The following is a 23471-nucleotide window of genomic DNA, read 5'->3' on the forward strand; positions in this document are numbered from 1 at the left end:
CGTGAACGGGCCGATGCGCATCCTCATCTGCGCCTTCGGCCCGTTTCCGGGCGTGGCGGTGAACCCCTCGCAGCAGCTCGCGTCGGATCTCCTGCGCCTGCGCCGCCCTGCCCTCGCCGGCATCGAGATCGCGCTGGAAATCCTGCCCACCCGCTGGGACTCGCTGGCGCGGCTCGATGCGCGCCTCGCGGCGTTCGATCCGGACGCGGTGCTGCTCCTTGGCGTTGCAGCCCGACGGAGCCGCGTCTCCATCGAGATGCGGGCGGTCAACGCCACGCACGCCGCGCCCGACGCCGCCCGGCGGCATCCCCCGGCGCGCCATCTCGCGGCTGACGGACCACCTCTCCTGCGCACTTGCGTCCCGGCCGGGCCGTTGGCGAATGCCCTGCGCCGGACCGGCATCCCTGCCGCGCCCTCGCGGGATGCCGGGCGATATCTGTGCAATGCCAGCTATTTCCACGCCCTCGCCTGGGCTGGGCGGCAGAGCGGGCGCCCGCGGCCGGTGCTGTTCGTTCACCTGCCGCGGCACGAGGGCCGGCCAGCCGGCGTCTCGCGGGCACGGATGGGGCGCGGCCTGTCGCAGATTGTCATTGCCCTCGCCGCCCAGGCCCGGCACCCCTCCGCCGCCGTCCGGGCAGACGCCTTTAAGTCGATGGAATAGCTACAGCTTTCGCCTTCGCACATGAACCGCTATAGGCTCGCCCATCCCCGCGTACCGAAAGCCGGCCCGTGACGATCTATCTGCCCATCGCCGAGCTGCCCGTCGCCATCTTCTCGATCCTCGCGATGGGCCTCGCGGTGGGCTTCATCTCCGGGATGTTCGGGGTGGGCGGCGGCTTCCTGATGACGCCCCTGCTCATCTTCACCGGCGTTCCCCCGGCGGTGGCCGTGGCCAGCGTCTCGCCCTACATGGCGGCCTCGTCCCTGTCCGGAGCCCTGTCCTACTGGCGCAAGGACATGGTGGATACGACGCTGGCCGGGGTGCTGCTCTCCGGCGGCCTCGTGGGCACCCTATCGGGCGTTCTGCTCTTCCTCTGGCTGCGCTCCATCGGGCAGGTGGACCTCGCCATCCGCCTCTCCTACATGCTGCTGCTGGGCGCCATCGGATCCCTGATGCTGGTGGAGAGCGTGCGCGCCATCCTGCGGGAACGATCCGGCGCGCCGCGGCCGGTGCGCCGCCCCGGCACACGCCCCCTGTTCATGCGCCTGCCCTTCAAGATGCGCTTCCGCCGCTCGCGCATCTACATCTCGGCCCTGCCGGTGATCGTCATCGGCTATGTCATCGGCCTGCTCGGCGCGGTGCTGGGCGTCGGCGGCGGCTTCATCCTGGTGCCAGCGCTGATCTACCTGCTGCGGGTCCCCACCCAGACATCGGTGGGCACCTCGCTGGTGCTGACGCTCGTCACCATGGCGGCCGCAACCGTGCTGCACGCGGTCGCCAACGGCACGGTGGATGCCGTGCTGGCGCTGGTGATGATGATCGGCGGCACCGTCGGCGCCCAGTTCGGAGCCCGCACCGGGCAGACGCTGAAGGCGGAGAACCTGCGGCTGCTGCTCGGGCTTCTGGTGCTGTCGGTGGCGGTGCGGGTGGGCGCCGAACTGGTGACCGCGCCGGCCGATACCTTCGCCGTCACCGTGGTGGAGACGATCCGATGAGCCCCGTCCGCCACCGCGCTGGAGCGGGACCGGCATGGCTCGCCCGGTTAGCGTTCCTCGCTCTGGCGTTGATTGCTGGCGTGATCACCTCTCCGGCGCGTGCGGACCGGCTGGTGCTGTCGGTGTCGCAGCAGATGGTGAGCATCTCCTCCAGCTTCTCCGGCGCCGAGCTCGTCGTGTTCGGCGTTGCCGAGACCACCGATGGCGCCCCGCTTGACGATGCGCCCGACGTGGTCGTCACGGTGCGGGGGCCGGCTGAGGATTTCACCACCTGGCGCAAGGCTCAGGTGCTCGGCCTGTGGGTGAACACCGACAGCCGCACCTTCATCGGCGTGCCGGCCTTTCTCACCGTGCTGTCGAACCGGCCGACGGACGAAATGGCCAGCCTCACGATCCTGCGCCGGGAGCAGATCGGCCTCTCCCGCAACATCTTCGTCCAGCGGGTCGGCAGCGACTTTGCCGACGTGGTGCCCACCGATCCGTTCCGGGCCGCCTTCCTCCGCCTGCAATCGGCGCAGGGGCTTTATGAGGAAAACCCGAAGGGCGTCACCTTCCTCGCGCCCCGCGTGTTTCGCGCCGAGGTCCGCATCCCCGGTGCTGCACCCATCGGTCAGTACCAGATCGAGGTCAAGCTGCTGCGCAACGGGCTGATTTCCGCGACGGAACAGGCCCACTTCGACGTGCGGAAGATCGGCTTCGAGCAACGCGTAGCAGAGTTCGCCCTCAACGATGCGCTGCTATATGGACTGGCCGTGGCCCTAGGCAGTCTGGTTGTCGGCTTCATCGCCAACATATTGTTCCGCAAGGAATGAGCTGTGAAGAGCGGCCGTCGGATGTGATTTGGTATGCAACCGGAACGAAGATCAACAGACGGATGCGAGTACCAGCCCCGAAATTTAGAGCTGTTCGAACATTTTTTCCTTGAACCTGCTTTGATCCCCGTCCACACAGGGGCAGGGATAGTCATAATAATATAATACCTTCCGAAGGGCATTTGCAGCTGTCGCTCAGCCCTCAAGGACGTGCTTCGGGTGCCAAGCCCTGACCGGCGCCCGTAGGGGACGGGACGGCGCGCATGCGTCGTCCCGGACCCCCTTACCGCATCAAGCACCGGAATGCGGCCAGTCATTTCACCACCCTGCCGCGGGAAATCCCGTTTCGGCCCGACGGCGTTGCAATGGGCTCGGCCCGTGCTCTAGGAAAGTCTCAGCCACCGGCGATCGCCGACTGGCGAGAAGCCGCGCCCGCAAGGAGCGTCGGCGGGGAGCAGGGAGACGACCTTGGCCGGTAGCATCGCCATCACCGTCGAGGGGGGCATCGCCCGCCTTGCGCTGACCAATCCGGAGCGCCGCAACGCCATCTCCAGCACCATGTGGCGTGCGCTCTCCGCCTTTGCACAGGAGGCGACCCGCCGCTCGGACATCCGCGTGGCGGTGCTGCGCGGCGCGGGCGACCTCGCATTCTCCGGCGGTGCGGACATCTCGGATTTCGACAGCGCCCGCTCGGATGCCTCCGGTGCGCAGAGCTATGACGATCTGGTGGAGCAGGCGTGCTCGGCCATCGAGGGTCTGGCCTTCCCGACGGTCGCCTTCATCCGCGGCGCCTGCGTCGGCGCGGGGGCTGCTCTGGCGGCGAGTTGCGACATGCGCATCGCCGCCGACGACGCCTTCTTTGCCATTCCCGCCGCGCGCCTCGGCCTTGGCTACGATCCGCGCGGCCTCGGCCGGGTGCTGCGGGCTTTCGGCAGCCAGGGCGCGCGACAGCTGTTCTTCACCGCCGATCGCCTCCCGGCAGAGCGCGCTCACATGGTCGGCGCTGTCGACCTCATCGCGCCAGCCGCCGAGGTGGAGGCGCTGGCCGAGCGCACGCTCCACCGCATCGCCGAGAACGCACCCCTGACGCTCAAGGCTGCCAAGCTCGCCATCCGCGCGGCCGAAAGCGGCAGCCAACCGCTCACCGGCGAGGCGAAGCGCGCCACCGCCCTCGCCAATGCCAGCTCCGACTATCGCGAAGGCCGCCTCGCCTTCACCGAGAAGCGGGCGCCCCGTTTCACGGGCAGCTGACCCGCACGGCACCCGTACCAGCCGACGCCTGAGAGCCGGCTGGACCTGTTTGTATCGCGCCGTCGGCCGGCAAGGCCCGGACGCGATGCGCCCGGGCAAGCGCCATTATTTTCCCTGCGACTTGAGGCGCGTGTTGCAGGCGCTCCAGTATTTCGGCCAGGTCTGACCGGCGGGAATCTTCCCCGCGGCCTTCGCCGCGCGCCACTCTGCGCCGCAGGCTTCCTGACGCTGGTGCGCAGCCGTCTTCGCAGCCGAGGGCTGCGCACCCGGCTTGGCCGCAGTGCCGGCGCCCGTGGCGGCCGGAGCGGTTGCCGCCGGCTTGGCCGTCGACGCAGCGGGAGCGGTCGGCGCAGGAGTCGTGGTCGCGGCCGCCGGCGGCGTGGTCGTGGCCGGCTTGGTCGTGGCGGGGGCTGTCGTGCTCTGCGCGAAGGCGGGCACGGCGAAGGCGGCAGCGAAGGTGAAGGCGAGGATGGCAGTACGTGCACGCATGGGTGCAGGCCTCCAAAGAGGGCCGCGCGAAGCGGCGCGGCGCACGGTCCGGTTTCGGACGCCGCGTCAGCACGCCATGCGACAAAGGCGAAATCGCGGCACAAACATTTGATGACGCTGCGTAATTTATCCCAATGCACAACTGCTGCGCCGCCGTTGGGCCGGGCACATGAACCACCGCGCCCGGCATCCTCCATTCGCATCGGCAATCACACGCCGATCCGTGGACATGAGCCCCCCACGCCTATATGTTCCGCCGCCGCGTTGGGGCGTAGCCAAGTGGTAAGGCAGGGGATTTTGATTCCCCCATTCCCTGGTTCGAATCCAGGCGCCCCAGCCACCGCGCCACGCCCGCTACTCCCAGCCCTCCAGCACGATCTTGCCGATGGACCGCCCGCTCTCGAGCGTAAGATGGGCGCGGCGGAGGTTGTCCGGGGTTATGGCGCCGAAGTGGGCGCCGAGGGTGGTGCGCAGGAGGCCTTCGTCCACCAGTCCCGCGACCTCGGAGAGGATGCGGTGCTGGGCGTCCATGTCCGGGGTCTCGAACATGGAGCGGGTGAACATGGACTCCCAGGCGAGCGCCCCGCTCTTGGGCTTCAGGAGGGTGGCGTCGAGCGCGGTGGGATCGTCGATGACGCAGATGGCGCCCTGGGGCATCAGCGCCTCGACCAGCTGAGGCCAATGCTGGTGGGTGCCGGTGATGCTGAAGATGCGATGCGCGCCGCCAAGGCCGAGCGCCTTCAGCTCGCCCGCGAGCGGCTTGGTATGGTCGATCACATGGTCGGCGCCGAGTTCCTTCACCCAGGCGATGCTCTCGGGGCGGGAGGCGGTGCCGACGATGGTGGCGGAGGCGAGCCGGCGCGCCAGCTGCACCGCCATGGAGCCGACGCCTCCGGCGGCACCGACGATCAGCAGCACCGTCTTGTCGTCGGCGATACCGCGCGGCAGGCGCAGGCGGTCGAACAGGCTCTCGTAGGCCGTGAGCGCGGTGAGCGGCAGGGCGGCGGCCTCGGCGAAGGAGAGGGTACGCGGCTTGCGCGCGGCGATGCGGGCATCCACCAGGTGGAGCTCGGCATTGGTCCCGGGCCGCGTGATGGCACCGGCATAATAGACCTCGTCGCCCACCGCCAACGCTCCGGCGTCGGCGCCCACCGCCTCCACCACGCCGGCCGCATCCCAGCCGAGGATCACCGGTGCCTCGGCCGTCCCCTGGCGGCGCATGCGCACCTTCGTATCCACCGGATTGACCGAGATGGCCTTCACCCGCACCAGCAGGTCGCGCGGGCCGGGAACGGGGTTCGGCGCCTCGAAGGCGAACAGGGCATCCGGACTGTCGGCGGGACGGGAGGCAACGTAACCGATGGCCTTCATGACGATCTCTCTCGAAGCTGGCGCGGGGCGCGCCGGTGTCCCCTAATCTTGATCGTCCGGCGTGCGGCGCAAGACGGCACAATCGGGTGGGCTGGTATCAGTCATGATACGCCGTGTGGCGTGAGCGATCGCCCTCCGCCATACTTCGCCGCCATAGCGGCGGTTGGAGGGATGAGCATTGGCAACGCGCCACGTGACCTATCCGGGAACGGGATGCCCCGTGGAAGCGACGCTGGCACTGATCGGCGCCAAGTGGAAGGGCGCGACCCTCCATCACCTCATGAGCGGCGAGCTGCGTTTCTCCGAGCTGCGCCGGAGGATGCCGAACGTCACCCAGCGCATCCTCTCCAAGGCGTTGCGCGAGCTTGAGGCGGACGGGCTGGTGCTGCGCCGGGTCTATCCCACGGTCCCGCCGCAAGTCGGCTACCGGCTCACGCAGAAGGGCGAGGCCCTGCGCGGCGTCGTGGAAGCGCTGGCCGATTTCGGCCGTGGCCATCTGCAGGGCGCGGCCTGCCCGTTTCCCCATGCCGAGCACGCGCTGGCGGCCGAATAGGGCGCCATCACCACCAAATTCGGCTAGTGTCGGGCCATGCCCCGTCCGTACCATCATGGCCCGCCCTCGGATCATTTCGACGGCACGCGCTTCTTCAATCCCGACCACCCCTCCACCGACAAGAGCCTGAAGGATCTTCTCGCCTGGCGCCGCGCCAAGCGGGGACAGGAGCCCGTACCCGTCGGCTGGCCGGCCGAGCCACGACTCCCCGCACGGCAGGAGACGCCGCCTCCGCGCGTGGCGTCCGGCATCCGCATCACCATGGTCGGGCACGCCAGCGTGCTCATCCAGGTCGCGGGGCTGAACATCCTCACCGATCCGGTCTGGTCGGAACGCGCAGGCCCGCTCCGGTTTCTGGGGCCGAAGCGGCACACCCCGCCCGGCATCGACTTCGGCGCGCTGCCGCCCATCGACTGGGTACTGCTCAGCCACAACCACTACGACCACATGGATCTCGCGACGCTGCGGCGCCTCCAGCGCGCCCACCACCCGCGCGTGCTGACGCCGCTCGGCAACGACAAGATCCTGCGCCCGCAGATCAAGGCCCTCGACATCATCACCGGCGACTGGGGTGCACGCTTCGATCTCGGCGCGGGCGTGGAGGCGATCGTCCATCCCGCAAACCACTGGTCGGCGCGCGGCATAAGGGACCGGCGGTTTGCCCTGTGGGCCGGCTTCGTGCTGGCGACGCCGGAAGGGCTGATCTATTTCGCCGGTGATACGGGCTATGGCACCGGCGACATCTTCCGGTCGATCAAAAGCGCATTCGGCGCGCCGCGCGTGGCGCTGATCCCCATCGGCGCCTATGAGCCGCGCTGGTTCATGGCGCCCCAGCACACAAATCCCGAGGAGGCCGTGCGCATCCTGGAGGACACTGGCGCCACCCATGGCCTCGGCATCCACTGGGGCACGTTCCGCCTCACGGATGAGGGGCAGGATGCCCCGAAGCGGGCGCTGAGCGAGGCGCTCGACGCCGCCGGGATCGCGCGGAACCGCTTTCTGCCGCTGCACCCCGGGCAGGTGTGGGACGCGCCCGGCGTCTAGCCGAGCGCCTGTTCCAGCCGGTCGGCGATGGTCTTCAGCACCTTGACCCGGCCGTAGCGCTTGTCTTCGGATTCAACCAGCGTCCACGGGGCGATGCGGGTGGAGGTGCGATCCACCATCTCGGTCACGGCCGCCTCGTAGAGCGGCCACTTCTCCCGGTTGCGCCAATCCTCCGGAGTCAGCTTGAAGCGCTTGTAGGCGACGGTCTCGCGCTCCTCGAAGCGGCGCGCCTGCTCCTGCTGGCTGATGGCCAGCCAGAACTTCACCACCACATAGTTCGCCGCCGAGAGCTGGGCCTCGAAATCGTTGATCTCGCCATAGGCACGGCCCCAGTCGTCAGGACCGCACAGGCCCTCCACGCGCTCCACCAGCACGCGGCCGTACCACGACCGGTCGAAGATGACCGTGCGCCCATGGGCCGGAATGTGCCGCCAGAACCGCCAGAGATAGGGGCGCGCCCGCTCCTCGTCGGTCGGGGCGGCAATGGGGTGGACGCGGAAGCGCCGCGGATCGAGCGCCCGCCGCAGCCGCATGATGGTGGAGCTCTTGCCCGCCGCATCCGAACCCTCGAACGCCACCACCAGCCCCGCATCTGCGAAGCGCGGGGAATTGGTGAGGCGGGTGATGCGGCTCTGCTCCTGCGCGAGTTCGCGGTCGTAATCGTCTTCGTCGAGGGATTTGGAGAGGTCGAGCGTGGAGAGAATGGAGAAGGTCGGCAGCGCCGGCGGCAGCCGCGTGGGGTTGGGCGCGAGCGGCTGGGGCGCCGGCTCGGGCTCGGATACCATGGACCTCAGCTTCTCCAGGAGCAGGCTGCCGGCCATGGCGTCGCGATACTCTTCGTCGGCGGCCGGCACCACGTGCCAGGGCGAGGTTTCGGTGGAGGTGGCGCGCGCGGCGTCCTCGGAGATGGCGAGTAGCCGCTTGCGCGGGCCGGAGCCTTTCAGTTCCTCCCACTCGCGCACCACGGGGCGCTGCCAGTCGCCCTTGGTGACGCCCTTGAGGCGGACACGCGCCTGCTCCGGATCGAGATAAAGCCAGATCTTGAGCAGGCTCACGCCCTCGGCGTGGAACATGGCCTCGAAACGCTGGATTTCCTCCAGCGCCGCCATGAAGTCGCCGCGCTTCATTTCGTCCAGCGCCCGCTTGCACAGGGGCGCGTGGTACCAGGAGCCGAGCATGATGCCGATCTGTCCGAAGGGCGGCAGCTCGCGCCAGTATTTCCACATGGCCGGACGATCTTCCGGCGCGCAGGGCATGTCGAAGGTCAGCGTCTGGAGCTTGCGCACATCCAGCCAGCCATAGAGGCGGTTCAGCACCGCCCCCTTGCCGGCCCCATCGGGGCCATGGATCAGGACGATCAGGCTGCGGCGCTTCTGCTCGATCAGCTGGAACTGCGCGGTGAGCAAATCCTCGCGCAGGCTGGGCTCCATCGCCTTGAAGGCGGCCTTGTCGAGATGGTGCGCGAACGTCGCGGATTCGAACATGCCGCCTCTCCTCCTGCCGGGGGGAGGCAGCGTGTACGAGCCGTCAGACGGATGCAACCTTCTGGGTGGCGGCGGACGGCACCTTCACCCACGCCTCGCCATCCAGCACCACCTCGCCCTTCACCGTGCAGATGCAGGAGAGCCGCGCGCGGAAGCGCTCGGGGATCAGTTCCACCACGCGCACTTCCACCTCCACCGTGTCGTCGATGCGCACGGGGGCACGGAAGTTCAGCGTCTGGGAGATGTAGACCGCGCCCGGACCCGGAAGGCGGGTGCCGAGAACGGCGGAGATCAGGCTCGCCGTATAAAGGCCATGGGCGATCCGGCCGCCGAAGGGCGTGCGCGCGGCGAAATGCTGGGACAGATGGATGGGATTGCGATCGCCGGTCAGCTCGGCGAAGCCCACGATGTCGGACGACGAAACCGTCTTCGACATGCGCTCGATGCGCCCAACCGTCAGGTCTTCAAAAAAGAGGTTCTGCAATTCGAGGAACATGGGCGCGCTTCCGTTATGCTTGTCGGGGCGCGCACTCTAGAAGGCAGCCGCACGGGTGGAAAGCCGGCCGAAATGGTAAGCCGGAACGTCGCAGGCAAGCCGGATGGCAGAAGGAGGCGGCCTTAGGCCGCCTCTCCCTTGAGCTTGCGCATCAGCTCTTCCAGCTCCGCGCTCTTCTCCGCCGGCAGCACCACGTTCACCCGCGCCAGCAAGTCGCCGTGGCCCCCTGTCGCATTGGGCAGGCCCTTGCCGCGCAGGCGGAAGGTGCGCCCGCCGGAGGTCCAGGCCGGGATGGCGAGTTCCACCGCGCCGGTGAGCGTCGGCACCCGCACCTTGGCGCCGAGCACCGCATCGGCGAGCGGCACGTCCAGAGACTGCCTGAGGTCGTCGCCATCACGCTCAAACAGCGGATGGCTGGCATAGGAAATGGTCACGTAGGCATCGCCGGCCGGGCCGCCCATGGGGCTCGGCTCGCCCTGCCCCTTGAGGCGCATCCGGTGCCCCTCGCGGGTGCCGGGGGCGATCTTGATGTCGATCTGCTTGCCATTGGGCAGCCCGACACGCTTCGAAGCCCCCTGCGTCGCCTCCTCGAAGGAGACGGGGAGCGTGATTTCCATGTCGGCGCCCGGCTGGGGCGGGAAGCCGCCGCCAGCGGACCGGCGCTGCCGACCGAAGCCGAAGATGTCGCCGATATCCTCGAACCCGCCGCCACCGCCACGGGACGTGCGCCGGGCTCCTTCGGGACCGAAGGAGAAGCTCTCGAAAATCGTGTCGCCGTCGAAGCCGGAAAAGCCACCGGGGCCGCGCCGCGGGCCACCGCCGCCAAAGCCGGTGAATTCCGGAGCGCGCGGCTTGCCCTCCGCGTCGATCTCGCCGCGGTCGAACTGGCCCCTTTTCTCCTTGTCGGAGAGAATCTCGTGCGCCGTGTTCAGCTCGGCGAAGCGGTCCTGGGCCTTGGGATCGGACGCATTGGCATCCGGGTGGAGCTTCTTCGCGAGCTTGCGGTAGGCGCGCTTGATCTCTGCCTCGTCGGCGGTCTTGGAAACACCGAGGACGTCGTAGGGATCACGCATGAATAGTCACCTCGCCGGCCGGCACTCAGGCGGCCAGCCGCAGGGAACATGTGGTTCGCGGCGCAGAAAATGCAACGGCACCGCTCAACCCGATTGCGCTTTTGTGCGCCATGCCCGTTTTCCGCGCCACTCCTCGGGAGAAGGCTCAGGCGCGGCCGAGCAGGCGGACCTGGTTGAGCGTTGTGCCGGTGCGGCCCTTGCACGCCTCGCCCTGCACCCAGCGATCGGCGGACTTGCCGTCCACCAGCGAGATCATGAAGCCGCGGCAGCCGGCCTGGGTCGGGCCGACCGGGGTCGCCGTGCCACGGGCGCCGGTCTCCGGATTGTCCCACGGCACCGACACGTCGCCATCGCGGGCGGCGAGCGCCTGGTCGAGGGCGAGCTTGGCCTGCGTCCAGTCGCCGGCGGTGATGCCCTTGGGGGCCGGCCCTTCCGGCACCGGCAGGGAGACCTGAGTCGCCTTGATGGAGCCGGTGACGAGCGAATCGTCGTCGTGGAACGGCGCGCTGGCGCAACCGGACAGGAGCGCGGCGAGAAGACACGCGCCTGCCATGGCCGCGAACCCTTCGCGCGGGCGCCCGACACTTCTATATAGAACGATGAAGCCGCCCGGAGAGGCGTGCGAACGGTCAGACACGAGGGGCTCCACATGACGGCGAGCGACACCATGGAACCCCGTGATCCCTTAACATCCGGTGATTTCACCGAATCTTCCGAGCCTTTCCGTCTTTTTGCCGAATGGCTTGAGGAGGCCGGTAAGTCCGAGCTCAACGATCCGAACGCCATGACCCTCGCCACCGTGGACGAGGACGGGCTGCCGGACGCGCGCATGGTGCTGCTGAAGGGGCTGGACGAGCGCGGCTTCGTCTTCTTCACCAACACTGGCAGCGCCAAGGGACGGGAGCTGGCGACCCATCCAAAGGCGGCGCTGGTGTTCCACTGGAAGTCGCTGCGCCGGCAGGTGCGGGTGCGCGGGCCGGTGGAGCAGGTGAGCGACGCGGAGGCGGACGCCTATTTCGCCACCCGCCCCCGCCTCTCGCAGATCGGCGCCTGGGCTTCGACCCAGTCGCGCCCGCTGGAAGGGCGCTTTGCGCTCGAGGCCGCCGTGGCGACGACGACAGCGAAATATGCCCTCGGCAGCGTGCCGCGCCCGCCCCACTGGACCGGCTTCCGCATCCTGCCCGTGGCCATCGAGTTCTGGCACGACCGGCCGTTCCGCCTGCACGACCGCGTGGTGTTCCGCCGCGCCGGCGAGGGCGAGGCCTGGACCAAGACGCGGCTCTATCCCTGACCGAAAGGGTTGGCGGCAGAGCTGGCGGGACTTGACCCGGACGCGGGCGGATGCTGCATCACGTTCGCCCGCTGTGGCCGAGGCTGACACCATGACATCCGAAACCGAAGACCGGCCGCGCATCATGCTCCTCACCGGGGCCTCGCGCGGCATCGGCCACGCCACGGTGAAGCGCTTCTCCGCCGCCGGCTGGCGCGTCATCTCCTGCTCGCGCCACGCTTTTCCCGAAAAGTGCCCGTGGGGTGCCGGCCCGGAAGACCATCTGCAGGTGGACCTTTCGAGCCCTGCCAGCACCAAGGCTGCCATCGCCGAGGTCAAGAGCCGCCTGCCGGAGGGCAAGCTCGACGCGCTGGTCAACAACGCCGCCATCTCGCCCAAGGGCGAGGGCGGGACCCGCCTCGGTACGCTGGACACCGACCTCGAGACCTGGGTGGACGTGTTCCAGGTGAATTTCTTCGCCCCCATCATCCTCGCCCGCGGGCTTTCGGCGGAACTGGAGAAGGCGCAGGGCTCGGTGGTGAACGTCACCTCCATCGCCGGCTCACGGGTGCACCCCTTCGCGGGGGCGGCCTATGCCACCTCGAAGGCGGCGCTGGCCTCCCTGACGCGGGAGATGGCTTCCGACTTCGGCCGCAGGGGCATCCGGGTGAACGCCATCGCGCCTGGCGAGATCGACACCGCCATCCTCTCGCCGGGCACGGACAAGATCGTGGCGCAGATTCCCATGCAGCGCCTCGGCACGCCGGACGAGGTGGCGAAGATCATCTACGTGCTGTGCACGGAGACCTCCTCCTACCTCAACGGCGCCGAGATCCACATTAATGGCGGCCAGCACGTCTGACGCGGCGGTCTACAGCCAGCCGCGCCACTTGAAGAAGACGTAGGGCAGGATGCCGGAGATCACCATCGCGACGAGCGCCGCCGGATAGGCATAGGTCCAGCTCAGCTCCGGCATGTGCTGAAAGTTCATGCCGTAGATCGAGGCGATCAGCGTCGGCGGCATCAGCACCACAGAGAGCACGGCGAAGATCTTGATGATGTTGTTCTGTTCCAGTCCCACCATGCCGATGGTGGCGTCCAGCAGGAACTGCAGCTTGTCGCCGAGGAAATTGGCGTAGTCGGACAGGCCGGCCACGTCCCGGCTCATGGACTTGATGTTGGCCTTGCCGTCTTTCGCGATGGTCGAGCCGTCGGTGTCCGCGCCGAGGAAGGAAATGAGCCGCTGCAGGGAAGCGAGGCTTTCCCGAGCGTAGGAGACGAGACCCTCCTTGCGGCCGATGTGGGACAGGATGGCGCGGTAGCGCTGGTTGGCGTTCTCCCGACCGCTGGAACGCTCGAAGATGCGCCGAGAGATGCGCTCCACGTCCGCGCCGATCTGTTCCAGCACATCGGCGGAACGGTCCACCACGGCCTCCAGCAGTTCGATGAGGATATCCTCGCCCTTCACCGTTGCGGGGCACGACTTGCCCAGCCGGCTGGAGACCGAGGGGAATGCCCGGGGCTCGCCGTAGCGCACGGTGATGAGACGGCCGCGGGTGAGGATGAAGGTGACGGCCAGCATCACCGGCGTCTCGGTATCGGCGCCGCAGAGTATGGTGGCGGTCATGTAGCGCGCGCCGTCCTCCACATAGAGGCGGCTCGACTGCTCGATCTCGCCCATCTCCTCCCGCGTGGGCACGGAGATGCCGGCGAACGATTCCGCCCGGTCGTCGTCGGCCTCGGTGGGGGAGATCAGGTCGACCCAGACCGCGGCCTCGGGGATGGGTCCGTCCGTGACCGGGACGGCCTCAAGGCTTCCTTGTCTGGCGATATAGGCGAAGAGCATGCGGCGGTCCTTGATCGGCCCGCCCTTCTAGCCCGCCGCGAGGCGTGTGGGAACCGAGCCGACCGGGAGGTGCGACCGCCGTCGCTTCCACTCCCCGCCGCGGATACCACCCACCCGGACGTCCGGCGGCAAAACGGTGTCGCCGCCGATCGGGACGTGGGGTTTCGATGCGTGACATCTTGTGGCCAGCGCACCGCTTTCACCACCCCGGTCCGGCCCCCGCGCCGGTTCCGGGTGGACCATCGCTCTCGCCTCAGGCGGCGAGGAAGTCGATGTCCTTGAGGGTGACGACCTTGTTGGCCTGCGCCGCCTTGGCCTCGACCGCCTTCTTGTCGCTCGCCTGCTGGGCGGCCGCGGCTACGGCGGAAATACCGATGTCGCGCCACTGCTGGCTCTGCGCTGTACGCTTCAGATCCGATTCCTCCCGGGGGCTGAGCCCTTGGTGTCCGGTAGACATGTCCCAACTCCTGTGTGGTGCGCCGTTACGCAGCGGCACCTTCGCGTGACCCTTCCAGAGATGGCGATCAACTGCGTCAAAACTGTGCAGCCGATGCGACTTCTCCGCGGTCATACGAAGAGTAGGCGCCCCAAAGCTTGCGAAACTCCAAAGAGGGTGCCGAAAGGGCAATCTGTGAGGCATTTCTGCAACGCTTTCTCACAAGCATCCGCTCCTCAACTGAACACCCTTCTAGCGGAGCGGACATTGGGTTAATTCATTTTCGCGGGTCGAATCCTCCTTGTGCGTCAAGGGAAGAGTTAAAGAGGCGAGCTATGATGTGGCGGGTCGTCGGGGCACTGCTGACGGGATTGATGCTCAGCGGCTGCGTGTCCGAGACACTTGCGCCGGCGCCGGAAACGGCGATGACGGCGCGTGACAAGCAGCTTCTTGCAAACAAGCCGTACCCGAATGTGAAGCCTTCGGGTCAGTATGCGCGGCATATCGTTGAGTATCCGACCAACAAGAAGCCGGGAACGGTGGTCGTCGATACCCCGAACAAGTACCTTTACTACGTGGAAGGCAACGGTAAGGCGATCCGCTACGGTGTGACCGTCGGCGAGGAAAGCCTCGCCTTCCGCGGCCAGGCCAAGGTCGGTCGCAAGACCGAATGGCCGAGCTGGACTCCCACGCCGGAAATCCACCAGCGCATTGCCGGCCTGCCCTCCTATGTGGCGCCCGGCCCCCACAATCCCATGGGCGCCCGCGCCCTGTACCTCTACCAGGGCAATCAGGACACCCTGTTCCGTATCCACGGCACCAATCAGCCGGAATACATCGGCCAGGCGATCTCCTCGGGCTGCATCCGCATGCTCAACGAGGACGTGATCGATCTCTACAGCCGGGTTCCGGTTGGTGCCGAGGTCGTGGTGCTCTGAGCCTTCGTCTGTCTTACGCAAAAAAGGGCGCGGCTCGGCCGCGCCCTTTTTTTGTTTGCGTGCTCTCCTTGCGGAAGACGGTGAAGCCTTCAGTCGGCCTGACCCTGCTTTGGCTGGGAGCCCTTTGAGCCACTGTCCTTGCTCTGAGTATTCTTGGGTGGGGACGTCTTCGTCTGGCCGGGCTTTGCGGCGCGATCCGCGCCCGGCGCGTCAGTTTTCGCCGTGCCCTTCCCAGTAGCGGGTTTGCCGGTGGCAGGTTTGCCGGTTCCAGCGCCGCCCTTGGACGGAGGAAGTGGCGCACTCTGGGCCTGGGGCTCGGCCTCGGCATTCCCGGCGGCGGCGGCCGCGGCCTTCTCCGCCGCCTCGTCATCTCCGCCCCCGGTCGGAGCCGCCGGAGCGTTCGCCGCCGGCTTGTCCTTGCGCGATGCCACGGCTGAACCGGCGTCGAGATTCCAGTGGCACAGCTTGAAGTCATTCCGGCGCTGGGCGAGGTCCACATGGATGTGGTCCTCGTGGTAGCCGTCTGAGCCGGGGCCGAGCACCGTGGCGAAACGGGTGCAGGCACTGTCCTTCATGGACGCACGCAGGGCCATCGGCAGCCCCCCCTTCGCGACCGTCCACACCCGCCCGTCGCCCAGCTCGAAGCCGCCCACGTCCACCGCATTGCCGCGGCCGTGCTCACTTATCTTGGCGCCCGCCACCCGGTTGCGCGGGCGGCAATTGTAGGAATCGGCGATGCGGATCGCTGTCAGCTCCCCGCCGGCGGCAGCGACGGCGGGGGCCAGCGCCTCACTCATCCACGCCGCAGCCGCCACGGTCATTTCACATCGCGAGATCGCGGCCGGCTTCAGCGGAAGCATCCGTCCATCGGCGAGCCGCACTGCGGTCAGTCTGACCGGGATGAACGTGCCGCAGACTGGACTGGGAGTGAGGGACGTCTCGAGGCTGGCCTCGATCGCCCCCTCCACGATCAGATCGGCGCAGGCGGCGGGCATCACCATGGGACCGGCCGGTGCCGATGGCACCACGCTGGGAGATACGGCCGATGGAGTCGGGACTCTCGGGCCGCCGGAGGTCACCGCGGCGTCGGGCGCCGTCTCCCGCGAGGCCACCTGCGGCCGCTGCGCAGGCCGTACGGGATCCCGCACGAAGCGATCTGCCCTGCCAACGTCCACCGGTCCCTCGTGCCGCGCGGCGTCCTGCCCATCGGCCTCCGCCGCGCTGTCCTCTTCCGCCAGTTCCGGCGGGCGCCGCGGCGGAAGCGGGGCCGCGCGCAGAGAGGGCACCCGCGCAACCGCCGAAGAGGACGACGCCTTGAGATCCTTGGGCTTGACGGGTGGCAGCGGGGTCGCCGCGCTGGATGGGCCGGGCATCGTGAATGCGACCAGGCCGATGCATACGGCGACCGGCATCCCCGCCGTCCACGGCACCGCCCTCCGCAGCGCTGCGTCGGGCATGGTCAGGGAACGGCTCGGATCGGCGGGTCGTCTGGATGACATACACGTGATACTAAAGACGTCCTCCGCCGCGGTCGAGCCGGCCTGCGGGAGCCCCTCCCCACCCAGCGGATGAACCCATGCAGGATCTGACCGCGCTGCTTTTCGACAAGGACGGCACCCTGGTTCACTTCGACCGCACCTGGGGTCGGGCGGCCGGTGCGGTCATGCGGCAGATGGCGCGCGATGACGCCCATGCCGTCGCCCGGCTGGAGGCGGTGAGCCACTATCTCCCCGACCAGGAACGATTCCTGCCCACCTCGCCCCTCGTATCAGGCTCGTCGGTCCATTATGGCCCGCTCTGGGCACACGCTCTGAGCCGCCCCGCCGATGCCGACTTCCTCGCGGAGATCGATCGCCTGTTCGCGGCCGAGGGCCTCGCCAACCTCACGCCCATCGGCCATCCCGCCCGGGCGCTGCAACGGCTGAAGGCGGCAGGCTTCGCCCTCGGCATCGTCACCAATGACGCGGAAGAAAACGCCCGCCAGCAGGCGGCAGCCCTCGGCTTTCTCGATCTCCTCGACGCGGTTCACGGCTATGATTCCGGCTTCGGCTCAAAGCCCGGTCCGGGAATGGTGGCGGCTTTCGCCGAGCGGTTCGGCCACCGCCCATACGCAATGGCAGTGATCGGCGACAGTGCCCACGACCTTGCGGCCGCACGTGGAGCGGGCGCGCGCTTCATCCTGGTGCGCAGCGGGCCGGCGCCGGTGGGCGATCTCGTCACCGATGCGGATCTCGTGGTGGACAGCGTGGACGACCTGCCCGAGGTCCTCCTCGCCTCGGCGGGCAAAGCCTCTTCCCTCGCCGCCGAAAACGCGGTCTAACCAACCGGCAACGGCGCAGGACGCGCACCACAGGCCGCAGGATGATCAGACGCCGGCTTTACACCGAGGAGCGCTATTCACCGCTGGCCCGCTGGAGCTTCCGGCTGGCGCTGTTCTCGGTGCCCGTGGTGGCGCTTGCAGCCGGGCTCTATCGCGCGGGAATGCTGGATTTCCAACCGGCCATCGCCACGCTGTCGGCGGGGCTCGGCATGGCGCTCATCGCCGCCGCAATGGGTATCGTCGCCTTCTTCATCACCTGGGAAACGGGATGGCTCGGCATCGGCCGCGCCATTGCTGCGGTGGCCATCGGCGGCCTGGTTCTCGCCGGGCCTGCCGCCGTTCTCGCGCGTGGCATGATGCTGCCGAAGCTGACCGATATCGCGACGGACCCCACCGATCCGCCCCGCTTTCGCGCCCTCATGCTGGCCCACCCCCGGGATGCCAACAGCCTTGCCTTCGGCGGGTCGGCGGCGGCCGAGACCCAGCGGATGGCCTATCCCGGCATCAAGCCGGTCGACCTCACGGCGACGCCGGAAGAGGCGTTCAATACGGTCCTTGCCCTGGTGCAGAAGCGGCGCTGGCACATCCTCGATGCGATTCCCCCGCGCGGAACCCGGCGCGACGGTCAGATCGAGGCCGTGGCGGTTTCGCCCGTCATGGGCTTCCGCAGCGACGTCTCGATCCGTATTCGGCCAACCGCGAAGGGGGCGCGGGTCGATGTGCGGTCCTCCGCCCGCTACGGCATCCATGACCTCGGCACCAACGCCCAGCGCATCGAGGCGCTGATGGCGGACTTGGCGGCCGAGCGGCGGCGGCGCTGAGTCTCAGACCGCAGACGTTCCCAGAAGCGCAACGGCAGCCGCCGCCTCGTCCGGCGGCAACGGTTCCACCAGGCCCGGGCCTTCATTGCGGACGGAATTGACGTTGGCCGAAACCGGGGTCAGGCGAAGCGCTTCGCCGGGGTAGGAGCGCATCAGCGCTGCGCCCTCCTCCCCCTCCAGCCAGGCCGAGATTTCCTGGTCGGGCAGGATCACCGGCATGCGCTCGTGCAGCGGGCGCAGGCGTTCTGTGGCGGGGCAAGTGAGGATGGTGAAGGTGCGGAGCCATTGGCCCGTGCCGGGATCCTTTCAGCCCTCCCACAGACCGGCAAAGGACATGGGAGAGCCATCTGCGCGGGAAATGACGAAGGGCTGGCGCCGCTTGTCCACGGCCTTCCACTCATAGAAGGCGTCGGCAGGGACGATGCAGCGGCGCCGGGCGCGCCAAGCCCCGCGGAAGGTCGGCTTTTCCGCAACAGTCTCCGAACGCGCGTTGATGAGACTGCCGCCGCCGGATGGCCCCTTGGCGAAGGACGGCACCAACCCCCAACGCAGCAGATCGAGATGGCGCCGCCCCGTCTCCGGATTTCGGCGGACCACCATGAGATCCTGCGTCGGCGCCGCGTTGTAGCGTGCTGGACCGTTGGGCAGGGGCGACAGTGCTGGATCGACCCCGAACAGGGCCGCGAGGGCCGCCGGGGGCGTCAGCTGGACGAACCGTCCGCACATGGCCGCGCCGGTCTCTCTCGCGTCAGGCCGCCCGGCGGAATCGGCCGGTGATGGCTGCCGTTCCGTCGGTGACGACCCGGCCGCTGGCCACCAGATGCTCCAGATGCGCCAGAACGGTGAGCGATGCCGCTCCCACGAGCCGGGAGTCGAGGCCGATATAGATGCCCCGCACCAGATCTGGAATCGTCTCCACGTCCCGGTCCAGCGCCCGCAGGATCGCGGCCTCCCGCGCCACGCGATGGGCGAGGTAATCGCGGACGAACGCCGGGGCGCCGCGCACGGGCCCGCCGTGGCCGGGGAGGTAGACCGACTCGGTGCGGGCCGCGAAGCGCTCGAGCGATCGGATGTAGTCGCCCATGGAGCCGTCCGGGGGCGCGACGATGGAGGTGGCCCAGGCCATCACATGATCGCCGGAGAAGATGAGATCTTCCTCGGCCAGCGCGAAGGCCATGTGGTTGGCGCAATGCCCCGGGCTCGCGATACCCGTCAGCGTCCAGCCCGGACCATCCACCGCCTCGCCGTCGGGCAGGACGACGTCCGGCCGGAAGTCCATGTCGGCGCTGGCGTCCAATGGGTTCACCTCGCCGATGGCGAGCGGGCGGGCGGCGCGATGTTGCCCCTCCGCAACAGTCGGCGCACCGGTGGCGGCCTGGATGGCGCGCGCCGCGGGGGAATGGTCACGATGGGTATGGGTGATGACGATGTGGCTGACGGTCTCGCCGCGCACGGCATCGAGCAGCGCCGCAATATGGGTGGGATCATCCGGTCCCGGATCGATGATCGCCACCGTGCCTCTGCCTAGGATGTAGGAGCAGGTTCCGGTGAAAGTGAAAGGCGAGGGATTGGGCGCCACGATGCGCCGGACCAACGGCGTCACCTGGTCGAGGCGGCCGGCTGGAACGTCAAAGCTTCGGTCGAAGGCGATTTCGTCGCTCATGGGGGCAACGCTAGCCCAGTTGAGGCTTCAGCGACAACCGCGGCGGTGGCGGGCTCCGGACGGATCGGTGCGCGCTGATGCGCTTGGATGGTTCGGAAACGGCGGCCTGGACCGGAACGGGATCGGGTCGCCAAGCTGGGGCCGCGCAGGCAAAAGAAAAGCCCGCTGCCGAGGCAGCGGGCTTCACGATGAAGCAGAGCTTCGATCAGAACTTGTAGTTCACACCCGCGCGGAACGAGTTGAACTTAGAGTCCGTGCTGGCGCTCAGGCCGGGCGCGATCGCAACGGCGTCCACGCTCGCAGAGCCGAGGTCGACGTAGAGGTATTCAGCCTTGAACGTCCAGTTGTTGGTGATGGCGAACTCGCCGCCGGCACCGATGGTCCAACCCCAGTTGGTGCTGGACTTGTCGAACACCTGCACGCCCAGGACCGAAGCCGAGGTCGCGGTCTTGCCGTAGGCCACACCACCGGTGATGTAGGGCAGGAACCGGTCGATCGCGTAGCCGAGGCGGGCGCGGATCGTGCCGAAGTAGTCGATGGTGGTGCCAGCGCTCACGACCGGCAGGCCGAGCACGGAGGCGCTGACGTTGCCAGCGATGTTCGACCACTGCAGGTCGGTCTCGATGCCGAGCACGACGTTGTTCGCGAACTGGTAGTTGTAGCCGATCTGGCCACCGGCGTAGAAGCCGGAGGAGTTCAGGCTGGCCGAGGCGACCGGGGAGCCGAAGTAGTTGACGTCGTAGGTGAACGAGTCACCGCCGTAACCGACGTTGCCACCGATGTAGAAGCCGGTCCAGGAGAACACCGGAACGACGGCAACCGCCTTGACGGGATACTTCGTCGCCAGGTCAGCAGCCGCGGCCGGAGCCGAGAGCGCCGCCAGCGCGACAGTGGCGAGAAGGAACCGCTTCATGACCAAAACCCCCTTGCTTGGGTAACTTGTGCTTTGGGCGAAATCACCGACGACCGTCTCGGGCCACAAGTCCTTTCGTCCAGTGACATCTATCTAGCAGGGGTCTCGCCGGAATGCCGTAACATTCTTGCCACAGTCGCCCCAAATCAGCACGCCTCGGAGCCAAATTCCTAGTATGCTACCGCTACATAGCGGTGTTGGCCGCCCTTCGCCGGCTATCGGCGCGGTGACCGGATCCGAAAGGTAAATTGTTCGTAAAAACAATCGCCTTCAAGCTGCGTTCAGAGGCCCGGATTTAGTCTGGATTCGTAGGTCTCCCGAAGGAGGACGCCATGCAACCTTACCGATTCCCCGCCTTTGCGCGGTCGGTCGCGGCCGGGGCGGCGCTCGCCGCAATCACCTCCGGCGCTGCGCTGGCGCGGCCAGACAGCCTCACGATGACGTGCGCCGCGGCGGCCGGCCTCGTCTCGAGCCAGGGCGCCATCGTCATGGGCACGGGCCCCAACATCTTCGACCGCTACGTGATTTCGCTGCGCTACTGCTCCGGCTTCGAGCAGTTGAAGCCGGAATGGATCAAGACGAAGGACAATCCGCAATGCTTCGTGGGCTATACCTGCTACGTGCCGACTCGGGACAATTCCTTCCGGTGAGGAACGACCGGCTCGAAAGGCCCGTCACGAAGGAGGATGCCATGACGACGTGCACCACCAGCCGGGTCCGCCCGGTTCTCGGCCTTGTGATGGCGGCCGGCCTTACCGCCTTCGCCGGGCCTGCGGCGGCGCAGACGCAGAGCCGATCCTTCACCTGCACCCAGGCCGCGGCCCTCATTCAGTCGAAGGGCGCCGTGGTGCTCGCCACCTCCCCCACCCTCTATGATCGCTATGTGCGGGACCAGAGCTTCTGCGTCTACGACCAGGAGACCCGCCCGGAATGGGTGCCCACGCGCGACAATCCCCAGTGCTTCATCGGCTACAGCTGCTATGTGCCCTCCCGCGGCGGCGGCCTGCGTTGAAATATTGGGGCCGAAATCCCGGCCGCCGGACGCAAAAAGGCCGGGCAATCGCCCGGCCTCGATAGGGTCAAAAAGCGGCGCCCCGCTCAGGCGATGCCGCGCTCCTTGAGCACCCCCTCGATCTCCTCCAGCACGCCGGCATCGTCGATGGTGGCGGGCACGGTCCAGGGATCATGGTCGGCGATCTTCTTCATGGTGCCGCGCAGGATCTTGCCCGAGCGGGTCTTGGGCAGACGGTTCACGGTGACCGCGAGCTTGAAGGCCGCCACCGGCCCGATGCGGTCGCGCACCAGCCCCACCAGTTCCTTCTCGATGACGTCCGGCGCGCGCCGCTCGCCGGCCTTGAGCACGACGAAGCCGCAGGGCACCTCGCCCTTCAGCTCATCCTTCACGCCGATGACGGCGCATTCGGCCACGTCCGGATGGGAGGCCAGCACCTCCTCCATGCCGCCGGTGGAGAGACGATGGCCGGCAACGTTGATGATGTCGTCGGTGCGGCCCATGACGAAGACATAGCCGTCATCGTCCAGGAAGCCGGCGTCGGCGGTCTTGTAGTAGCCGGGGAACTCGGCAAGGTAGCTTTCGGCGAAGCGGTCGTCCTGCTGCCACAGGGTGGGCAGGCAGCCGGGCGGCAGCGGCAGTTTCACCACGATGGAGCCCATGGTGCCGGCCGGAACGGGCTTCGACGCCTCGTCGACGATCTGGACGTCGTAGCCGGGCATGGGCACGGTGGGCGAGCCGAGCTTGATGGGCAGCAGGCCGAGGCCTACGGGATTGGCGGCGATGGCCCAGCCGGTCTCCGTCTGCCACCAGTGGTCCACCACCGGCACCTTCAGCTGCTCCTGTGCCCACATCACGGTATCGGGATCAGCCCGTTCGCCGGCGAGGAACAGGGTGCGGAAGCGCGAAAGATCGCGCCCCTGCTTCAGGAGGCAGTCCGGGTCCTCCTTCTTGATGGCGCGGAGTGCGGTCGGCGCCGTGAACAGGGCGACGACGCCGTGCTCCTCGATTACCCGCCAGAAGGCGCCGGCGTCGGGCGTGCCAACCGGCTTGCCCTCATAGACCAGCGTGGTCGCGCCGAGGATCAGCGGAGCGTAGACGATGTAGGAATGGCCGACCACCCAGCCGATGTCGGAGGCGGTCCAGAATACCTCGCCGGGCTTGATGCCGTAGAGGTTCTTCATGCTCCAGTCGAGCGCCACCATGTAGCCGCCGGTGTCGCGCACGACGCCCTTGGGCTTCCCGGTCGTGCCTGACGTGTAGAGGATGTACAGCGGATCGGTCGCCCGCATGTCGGCACAGAGGGCGGCCTTGCCTGCCGCGGCTGCGGCATCGACCGCGGCCTGCCAGTCGAGGTCGCGGCCCTCCACGAGCGCGCCCGGCCCCTGGGTCCGCTGCAGCACCAGGCAGTGCTCCGGCTTCACGGCCGACATGGAGATGGCGAGGTCGAGGAGCGGCTTGTAGGGCACCACGCGGTTCGGCTCGATGCCGCAGGAGGCCGCGAGGATCACCTTCGGCTCGGCATCCTCGATGCGGGTGGCGAGCTCCTTGGCGGCGAACCCGCCGAACACCACGGAATGAATGGCGCCGATGCGGGCGCACGCCAGCATGGCGCAGATCGCTTCCGGCACCATGGGCATGTAGATCAGTACGCGGTCGCCCCTGGTGACGCCCATGTCCTGAAGCACCGCGGCCAGCGTCGCCGTCTCCTTCAGCATCCCGCCATAGGTGAGCGTGCGCTTGGTGCCGGCAACCGGGCTGTCGTAGATCAGTGCCGCCTGATCGCCACGGCCGGCCGCGACATGGCGGTCGAGGGCGTTGTGGCAGACATTGCCCACCGCATCGGGAAACCAGCGGCCATAGACGCCGGCATCAGCATCGAAGATGGTCTCCGGCGGCCGGGTCCAGTCGATGCCACGGGCAGCCTCGGCCCAGAAGGCGGACGGATCGGTCTTCCAGCCGGCATAGGCCTGCGCGTAGCGGCTCGCGCGATCAATGGACATGGACGTCTCCCTCAAGGGTC

At 68.0% G+C, this 23471-nt stretch carries 25 protein-coding genes, 1 tRNA gene and 1 pseudogene; 14 read left to right on the top strand and 13 right to left on the bottom strand.

Annotation, left to right across the window (positions count from 1 at the left end):
• The first annotated feature begins 1 nt into the window (after position 1).
• The 4 genes from XAN126_RS0122690 (at position 2) to XAN126_RS0122705 (ending at position 3719) form a co-directional block, all read left to right on the top strand.
• Positions 2–661 (top strand): hypothetical protein, encoded by a 660-nt coding sequence (locus tag XAN126_RS0122690; protein WP_024280844.1) that lies wholly within the window; start codon positions 2–4, stop codon positions 659–661.
• A 68-nt stretch (positions 662–729) separates the two neighbouring features.
• Positions 730–1656, top strand: a complete 927-nt coding sequence (locus XAN126_RS0122695; protein ID WP_024280845.1) for a sulfite exporter TauE/SafE family protein — start codon at positions 730–732, stop codon at positions 1654–1656.
• The gene (locus tag XAN126_RS0122700; RefSeq protein WP_081762752.1) at positions 1653–2468 is read left to right on the top strand and encodes a TIGR02186 family protein; all 816 of its coding nucleotides are present in this window, start codon (positions 1653–1655) and stop codon (positions 2466–2468) included. The genes XAN126_RS0122695 and XAN126_RS0122700 overlap by 4 nt, the downstream gene beginning before the upstream one ends.
• A 468-nt stretch (positions 2469–2936) precedes the next feature.
• On the top strand, positions 2937–3719 hold the full coding sequence (locus tag XAN126_RS0122705) for an enoyl-CoA hydratase-related protein (protein ID WP_024280847.1): 783 nt from the start codon (positions 2937–2939) through the stop codon (positions 3717–3719).
• Between the two features lie 105 nt (positions 3720–3824).
• Here the strand turns inward: XAN126_RS0122705 and XAN126_RS26625 are convergent, their stop codons facing one another.
• Positions 3825–4208, bottom strand: coding sequence for a hypothetical protein (locus tag XAN126_RS26625; protein WP_024280848.1), 384 nt, complete (start codon positions 4206–4208; stop codon positions 3825–3827).
• Between the two features lie 265 nt (positions 4209–4473).
• Here XAN126_RS26625 and XAN126_RS0122715 point away from each other — a divergent pair.
• Positions 4474–4548: transfer RNA gene (locus tag XAN126_RS0122715), tRNA-Gln, on the top strand.
• A 14-nt stretch (positions 4549–4562) separates the two neighbouring features.
• On the opposite strand, the gene XAN126_RS0122725 is transcribed toward XAN126_RS0122715, so the two are convergent.
• On the bottom strand, positions 4563–5579 hold the full coding sequence (locus XAN126_RS0122725) for a zinc-binding alcohol dehydrogenase family protein (protein WP_024280849.1): 1017 nt from the start codon (positions 5577–5579) through the stop codon (positions 4563–4565).
• Positions 5580–5757: 178 nt separating this feature from the next.
• Between XAN126_RS0122725 and XAN126_RS0122730 the strand changes: the two genes are divergently transcribed.
• Together XAN126_RS0122730 and XAN126_RS0122735 are read left to right on the top strand one after the other, a co-directional pair.
• The gene (locus XAN126_RS0122730) at positions 5758–6132 is read left to right on the top strand and encodes a helix-turn-helix domain-containing protein (RefSeq protein WP_024280850.1); all 375 of its coding nucleotides are present in this window, start codon (positions 5758–5760) and stop codon (positions 6130–6132) included.
• A 36-nt stretch (positions 6133–6168) separates the two neighbouring features.
• A complete protein-coding gene (locus XAN126_RS0122735; RefSeq protein ID WP_024280851.1) occupies positions 6169–7176 on the top strand; it encodes an MBL fold metallo-hydrolase in 1008 nt (335 codons plus the stop codon).
• Here XAN126_RS0122735 and pap read toward each other — a convergent pair.
• The 4 genes from pap to XAN126_RS0122755 form a co-directional block, all read right to left on the bottom strand.
• Positions 7173–8660 (bottom strand): polyphosphate:AMP phosphotransferase, encoded by a 1488-nt coding sequence (gene pap, locus XAN126_RS0122740; RefSeq protein WP_024280852.1) that lies wholly within the window; start codon positions 8658–8660, stop codon positions 7173–7175. The genes XAN126_RS0122735 and pap overlap by 4 nt on opposite strands.
• Positions 8661–8703: 43 nt before the next feature.
• Complete coding sequence (locus XAN126_RS0122745; RefSeq protein ID WP_024280853.1) at positions 8704–9156, bottom strand: MaoC family dehydratase; 453 nt, start codon at positions 9154–9156, stop codon at positions 8704–8706.
• A gap of 122 nt (positions 9157–9278) precedes the next feature.
• Entirely contained in the window at positions 9279–10229 is a 951-nt protein-coding gene (locus tag XAN126_RS0122750; protein WP_024280854.1) for a J domain-containing protein, read from the bottom strand.
• Positions 10230–10374: 145 nt separating this feature from the next.
• Positions 10375–10782 (bottom strand): RT0821/Lpp0805 family surface protein, encoded by a 408-nt coding sequence (locus XAN126_RS0122755; RefSeq protein ID WP_024280855.1) that lies wholly within the window; start codon positions 10780–10782, stop codon positions 10375–10377.
• Positions 10783–10878: 96 nt separating this feature from the next.
• Between XAN126_RS0122755 and pdxH the strand changes: the two genes are divergently transcribed.
• Together pdxH and XAN126_RS0122765 are read left to right on the top strand one after the other, a co-directional pair.
• The gene (gene pdxH, locus XAN126_RS0122760) at positions 10879–11520 is read left to right on the top strand and encodes a pyridoxamine 5'-phosphate oxidase (RefSeq protein WP_024280856.1); all 642 of its coding nucleotides are present in this window, start codon (positions 10879–10881) and stop codon (positions 11518–11520) included.
• Positions 11521–11611: 91 nt separating this feature from the next.
• Positions 11612–12361, top strand: coding sequence for an SDR family oxidoreductase (locus tag XAN126_RS0122765; RefSeq protein WP_024280857.1), 750 nt, complete (start codon positions 11612–11614; stop codon positions 12359–12361).
• 9 nt (positions 12362–12370) lie between these two features.
• Here the strand turns inward: XAN126_RS0122765 and XAN126_RS0122770 are convergent, their stop codons facing one another.
• Together XAN126_RS0122770 and XAN126_RS0122775 are read right to left on the bottom strand one after the other, a co-directional pair.
• Entirely contained in the window at positions 12371–13345 is a 975-nt protein-coding gene (locus XAN126_RS0122770) for a magnesium transporter CorA family protein (protein ID WP_024280858.1), read from the bottom strand.
• A gap of 253 nt (positions 13346–13598) precedes the next feature.
• On the bottom strand, positions 13599–13802 hold the full coding sequence (locus XAN126_RS0122775) for a hypothetical protein (RefSeq protein WP_024280859.1): 204 nt from the start codon (positions 13800–13802) through the stop codon (positions 13599–13601).
• Positions 13803–14116: 314 nt separating this feature from the next.
• On the opposite strand from XAN126_RS0122775, the gene XAN126_RS0122780 reads away from it, so the two are divergent.
• Positions 14117–14719, top strand: coding sequence for a L,D-transpeptidase (locus XAN126_RS0122780; RefSeq protein ID WP_024280860.1), 603 nt, complete (start codon positions 14117–14119; stop codon positions 14717–14719).
• 89 nt (positions 14720–14808) lie between these two features.
• Here XAN126_RS0122780 and XAN126_RS28510 read toward each other — a convergent pair whose 3' ends face one another.
• A complete protein-coding gene (locus tag XAN126_RS28510; RefSeq protein WP_024280861.1) occupies positions 14809–16131 on the bottom strand; it encodes an extensin family protein in 1323 nt (440 codons plus the stop codon).
• A 164-nt stretch (positions 16132–16295) separates the two neighbouring features.
• Here XAN126_RS28510 and XAN126_RS0122790 point away from each other — a divergent pair, with 164 nt between their 5' ends.
• Together XAN126_RS0122790 and XAN126_RS0122795 are read left to right on the top strand one after the other, a co-directional pair.
• Entirely contained in the window at positions 16296–17039 is a 744-nt protein-coding gene (locus XAN126_RS0122790; RefSeq protein ID WP_024280862.1) for an HAD family hydrolase, read from the top strand.
• Positions 17040–17080: 41 nt separating this feature from the next.
• Entirely contained in the window at positions 17081–17860 is a 780-nt protein-coding gene (locus XAN126_RS0122795; RefSeq protein WP_024280863.1) for a DUF1499 domain-containing protein, read from the top strand.
• A 3-nt stretch (positions 17861–17863) separates the two neighbouring features.
• Here XAN126_RS0122795 and XAN126_RS29190 read toward each other — a convergent pair.
• From XAN126_RS29190 to XAN126_RS0122810, 3 genes and pseudogenes are all read right to left on the bottom strand, one after another.
• Positions 17864–18586: pseudogene (locus tag XAN126_RS29190) on the bottom strand (SOS response-associated peptidase).
• A gap of 22 nt (positions 18587–18608) precedes the next feature.
• Positions 18609–19523 (bottom strand): MBL fold metallo-hydrolase, encoded by a 915-nt coding sequence (locus XAN126_RS0122805; RefSeq protein ID WP_024280864.1) that lies wholly within the window; start codon positions 19521–19523, stop codon positions 18609–18611.
• A gap of 205 nt (positions 19524–19728) precedes the next feature.
• Complete coding sequence (locus XAN126_RS0122810) at positions 19729–20436, bottom strand: outer membrane protein (protein ID WP_024280865.1); 708 nt, start codon at positions 20434–20436, stop codon at positions 19729–19731.
• A gap of 332 nt (positions 20437–20768) precedes the next feature.
• On the opposite strand from XAN126_RS0122810, the gene XAN126_RS0122815 reads away from it, so the two are divergent.
• Both XAN126_RS0122815 and XAN126_RS0122820 read left to right on the top strand, forming a co-directional pair.
• On the top strand, positions 20769–21086 hold the full coding sequence (locus XAN126_RS0122815; RefSeq protein ID WP_024280866.1) for a hypothetical protein: 318 nt from the start codon (positions 20769–20771) through the stop codon (positions 21084–21086).
• A gap of 41 nt (positions 21087–21127) precedes the next feature.
• Complete coding sequence (locus tag XAN126_RS0122820; RefSeq protein ID WP_024280867.1) at positions 21128–21448, top strand: hypothetical protein; 321 nt, start codon at positions 21128–21130, stop codon at positions 21446–21448.
• Positions 21449–21534: 86 nt separating this feature from the next.
• Here XAN126_RS0122820 and XAN126_RS0122825 read toward each other — a convergent pair whose 3' ends face one another.
• On the bottom strand, positions 21535–23451 hold the full coding sequence (locus XAN126_RS0122825) for a propionyl-CoA synthetase (protein WP_024280868.1): 1917 nt from the start codon (positions 23449–23451) through the stop codon (positions 21535–21537).
• Between the last annotated feature and the right edge of the window lie 20 nt (positions 23452–23471).

Source organism: Xanthobacter sp. 126, from assembly GCF_000526175.1.
Taxonomy (GTDB): Bacteria; Pseudomonadota; Alphaproteobacteria; order Rhizobiales; family Xanthobacteraceae; genus Xanthobacter; species Xanthobacter aminoxidans.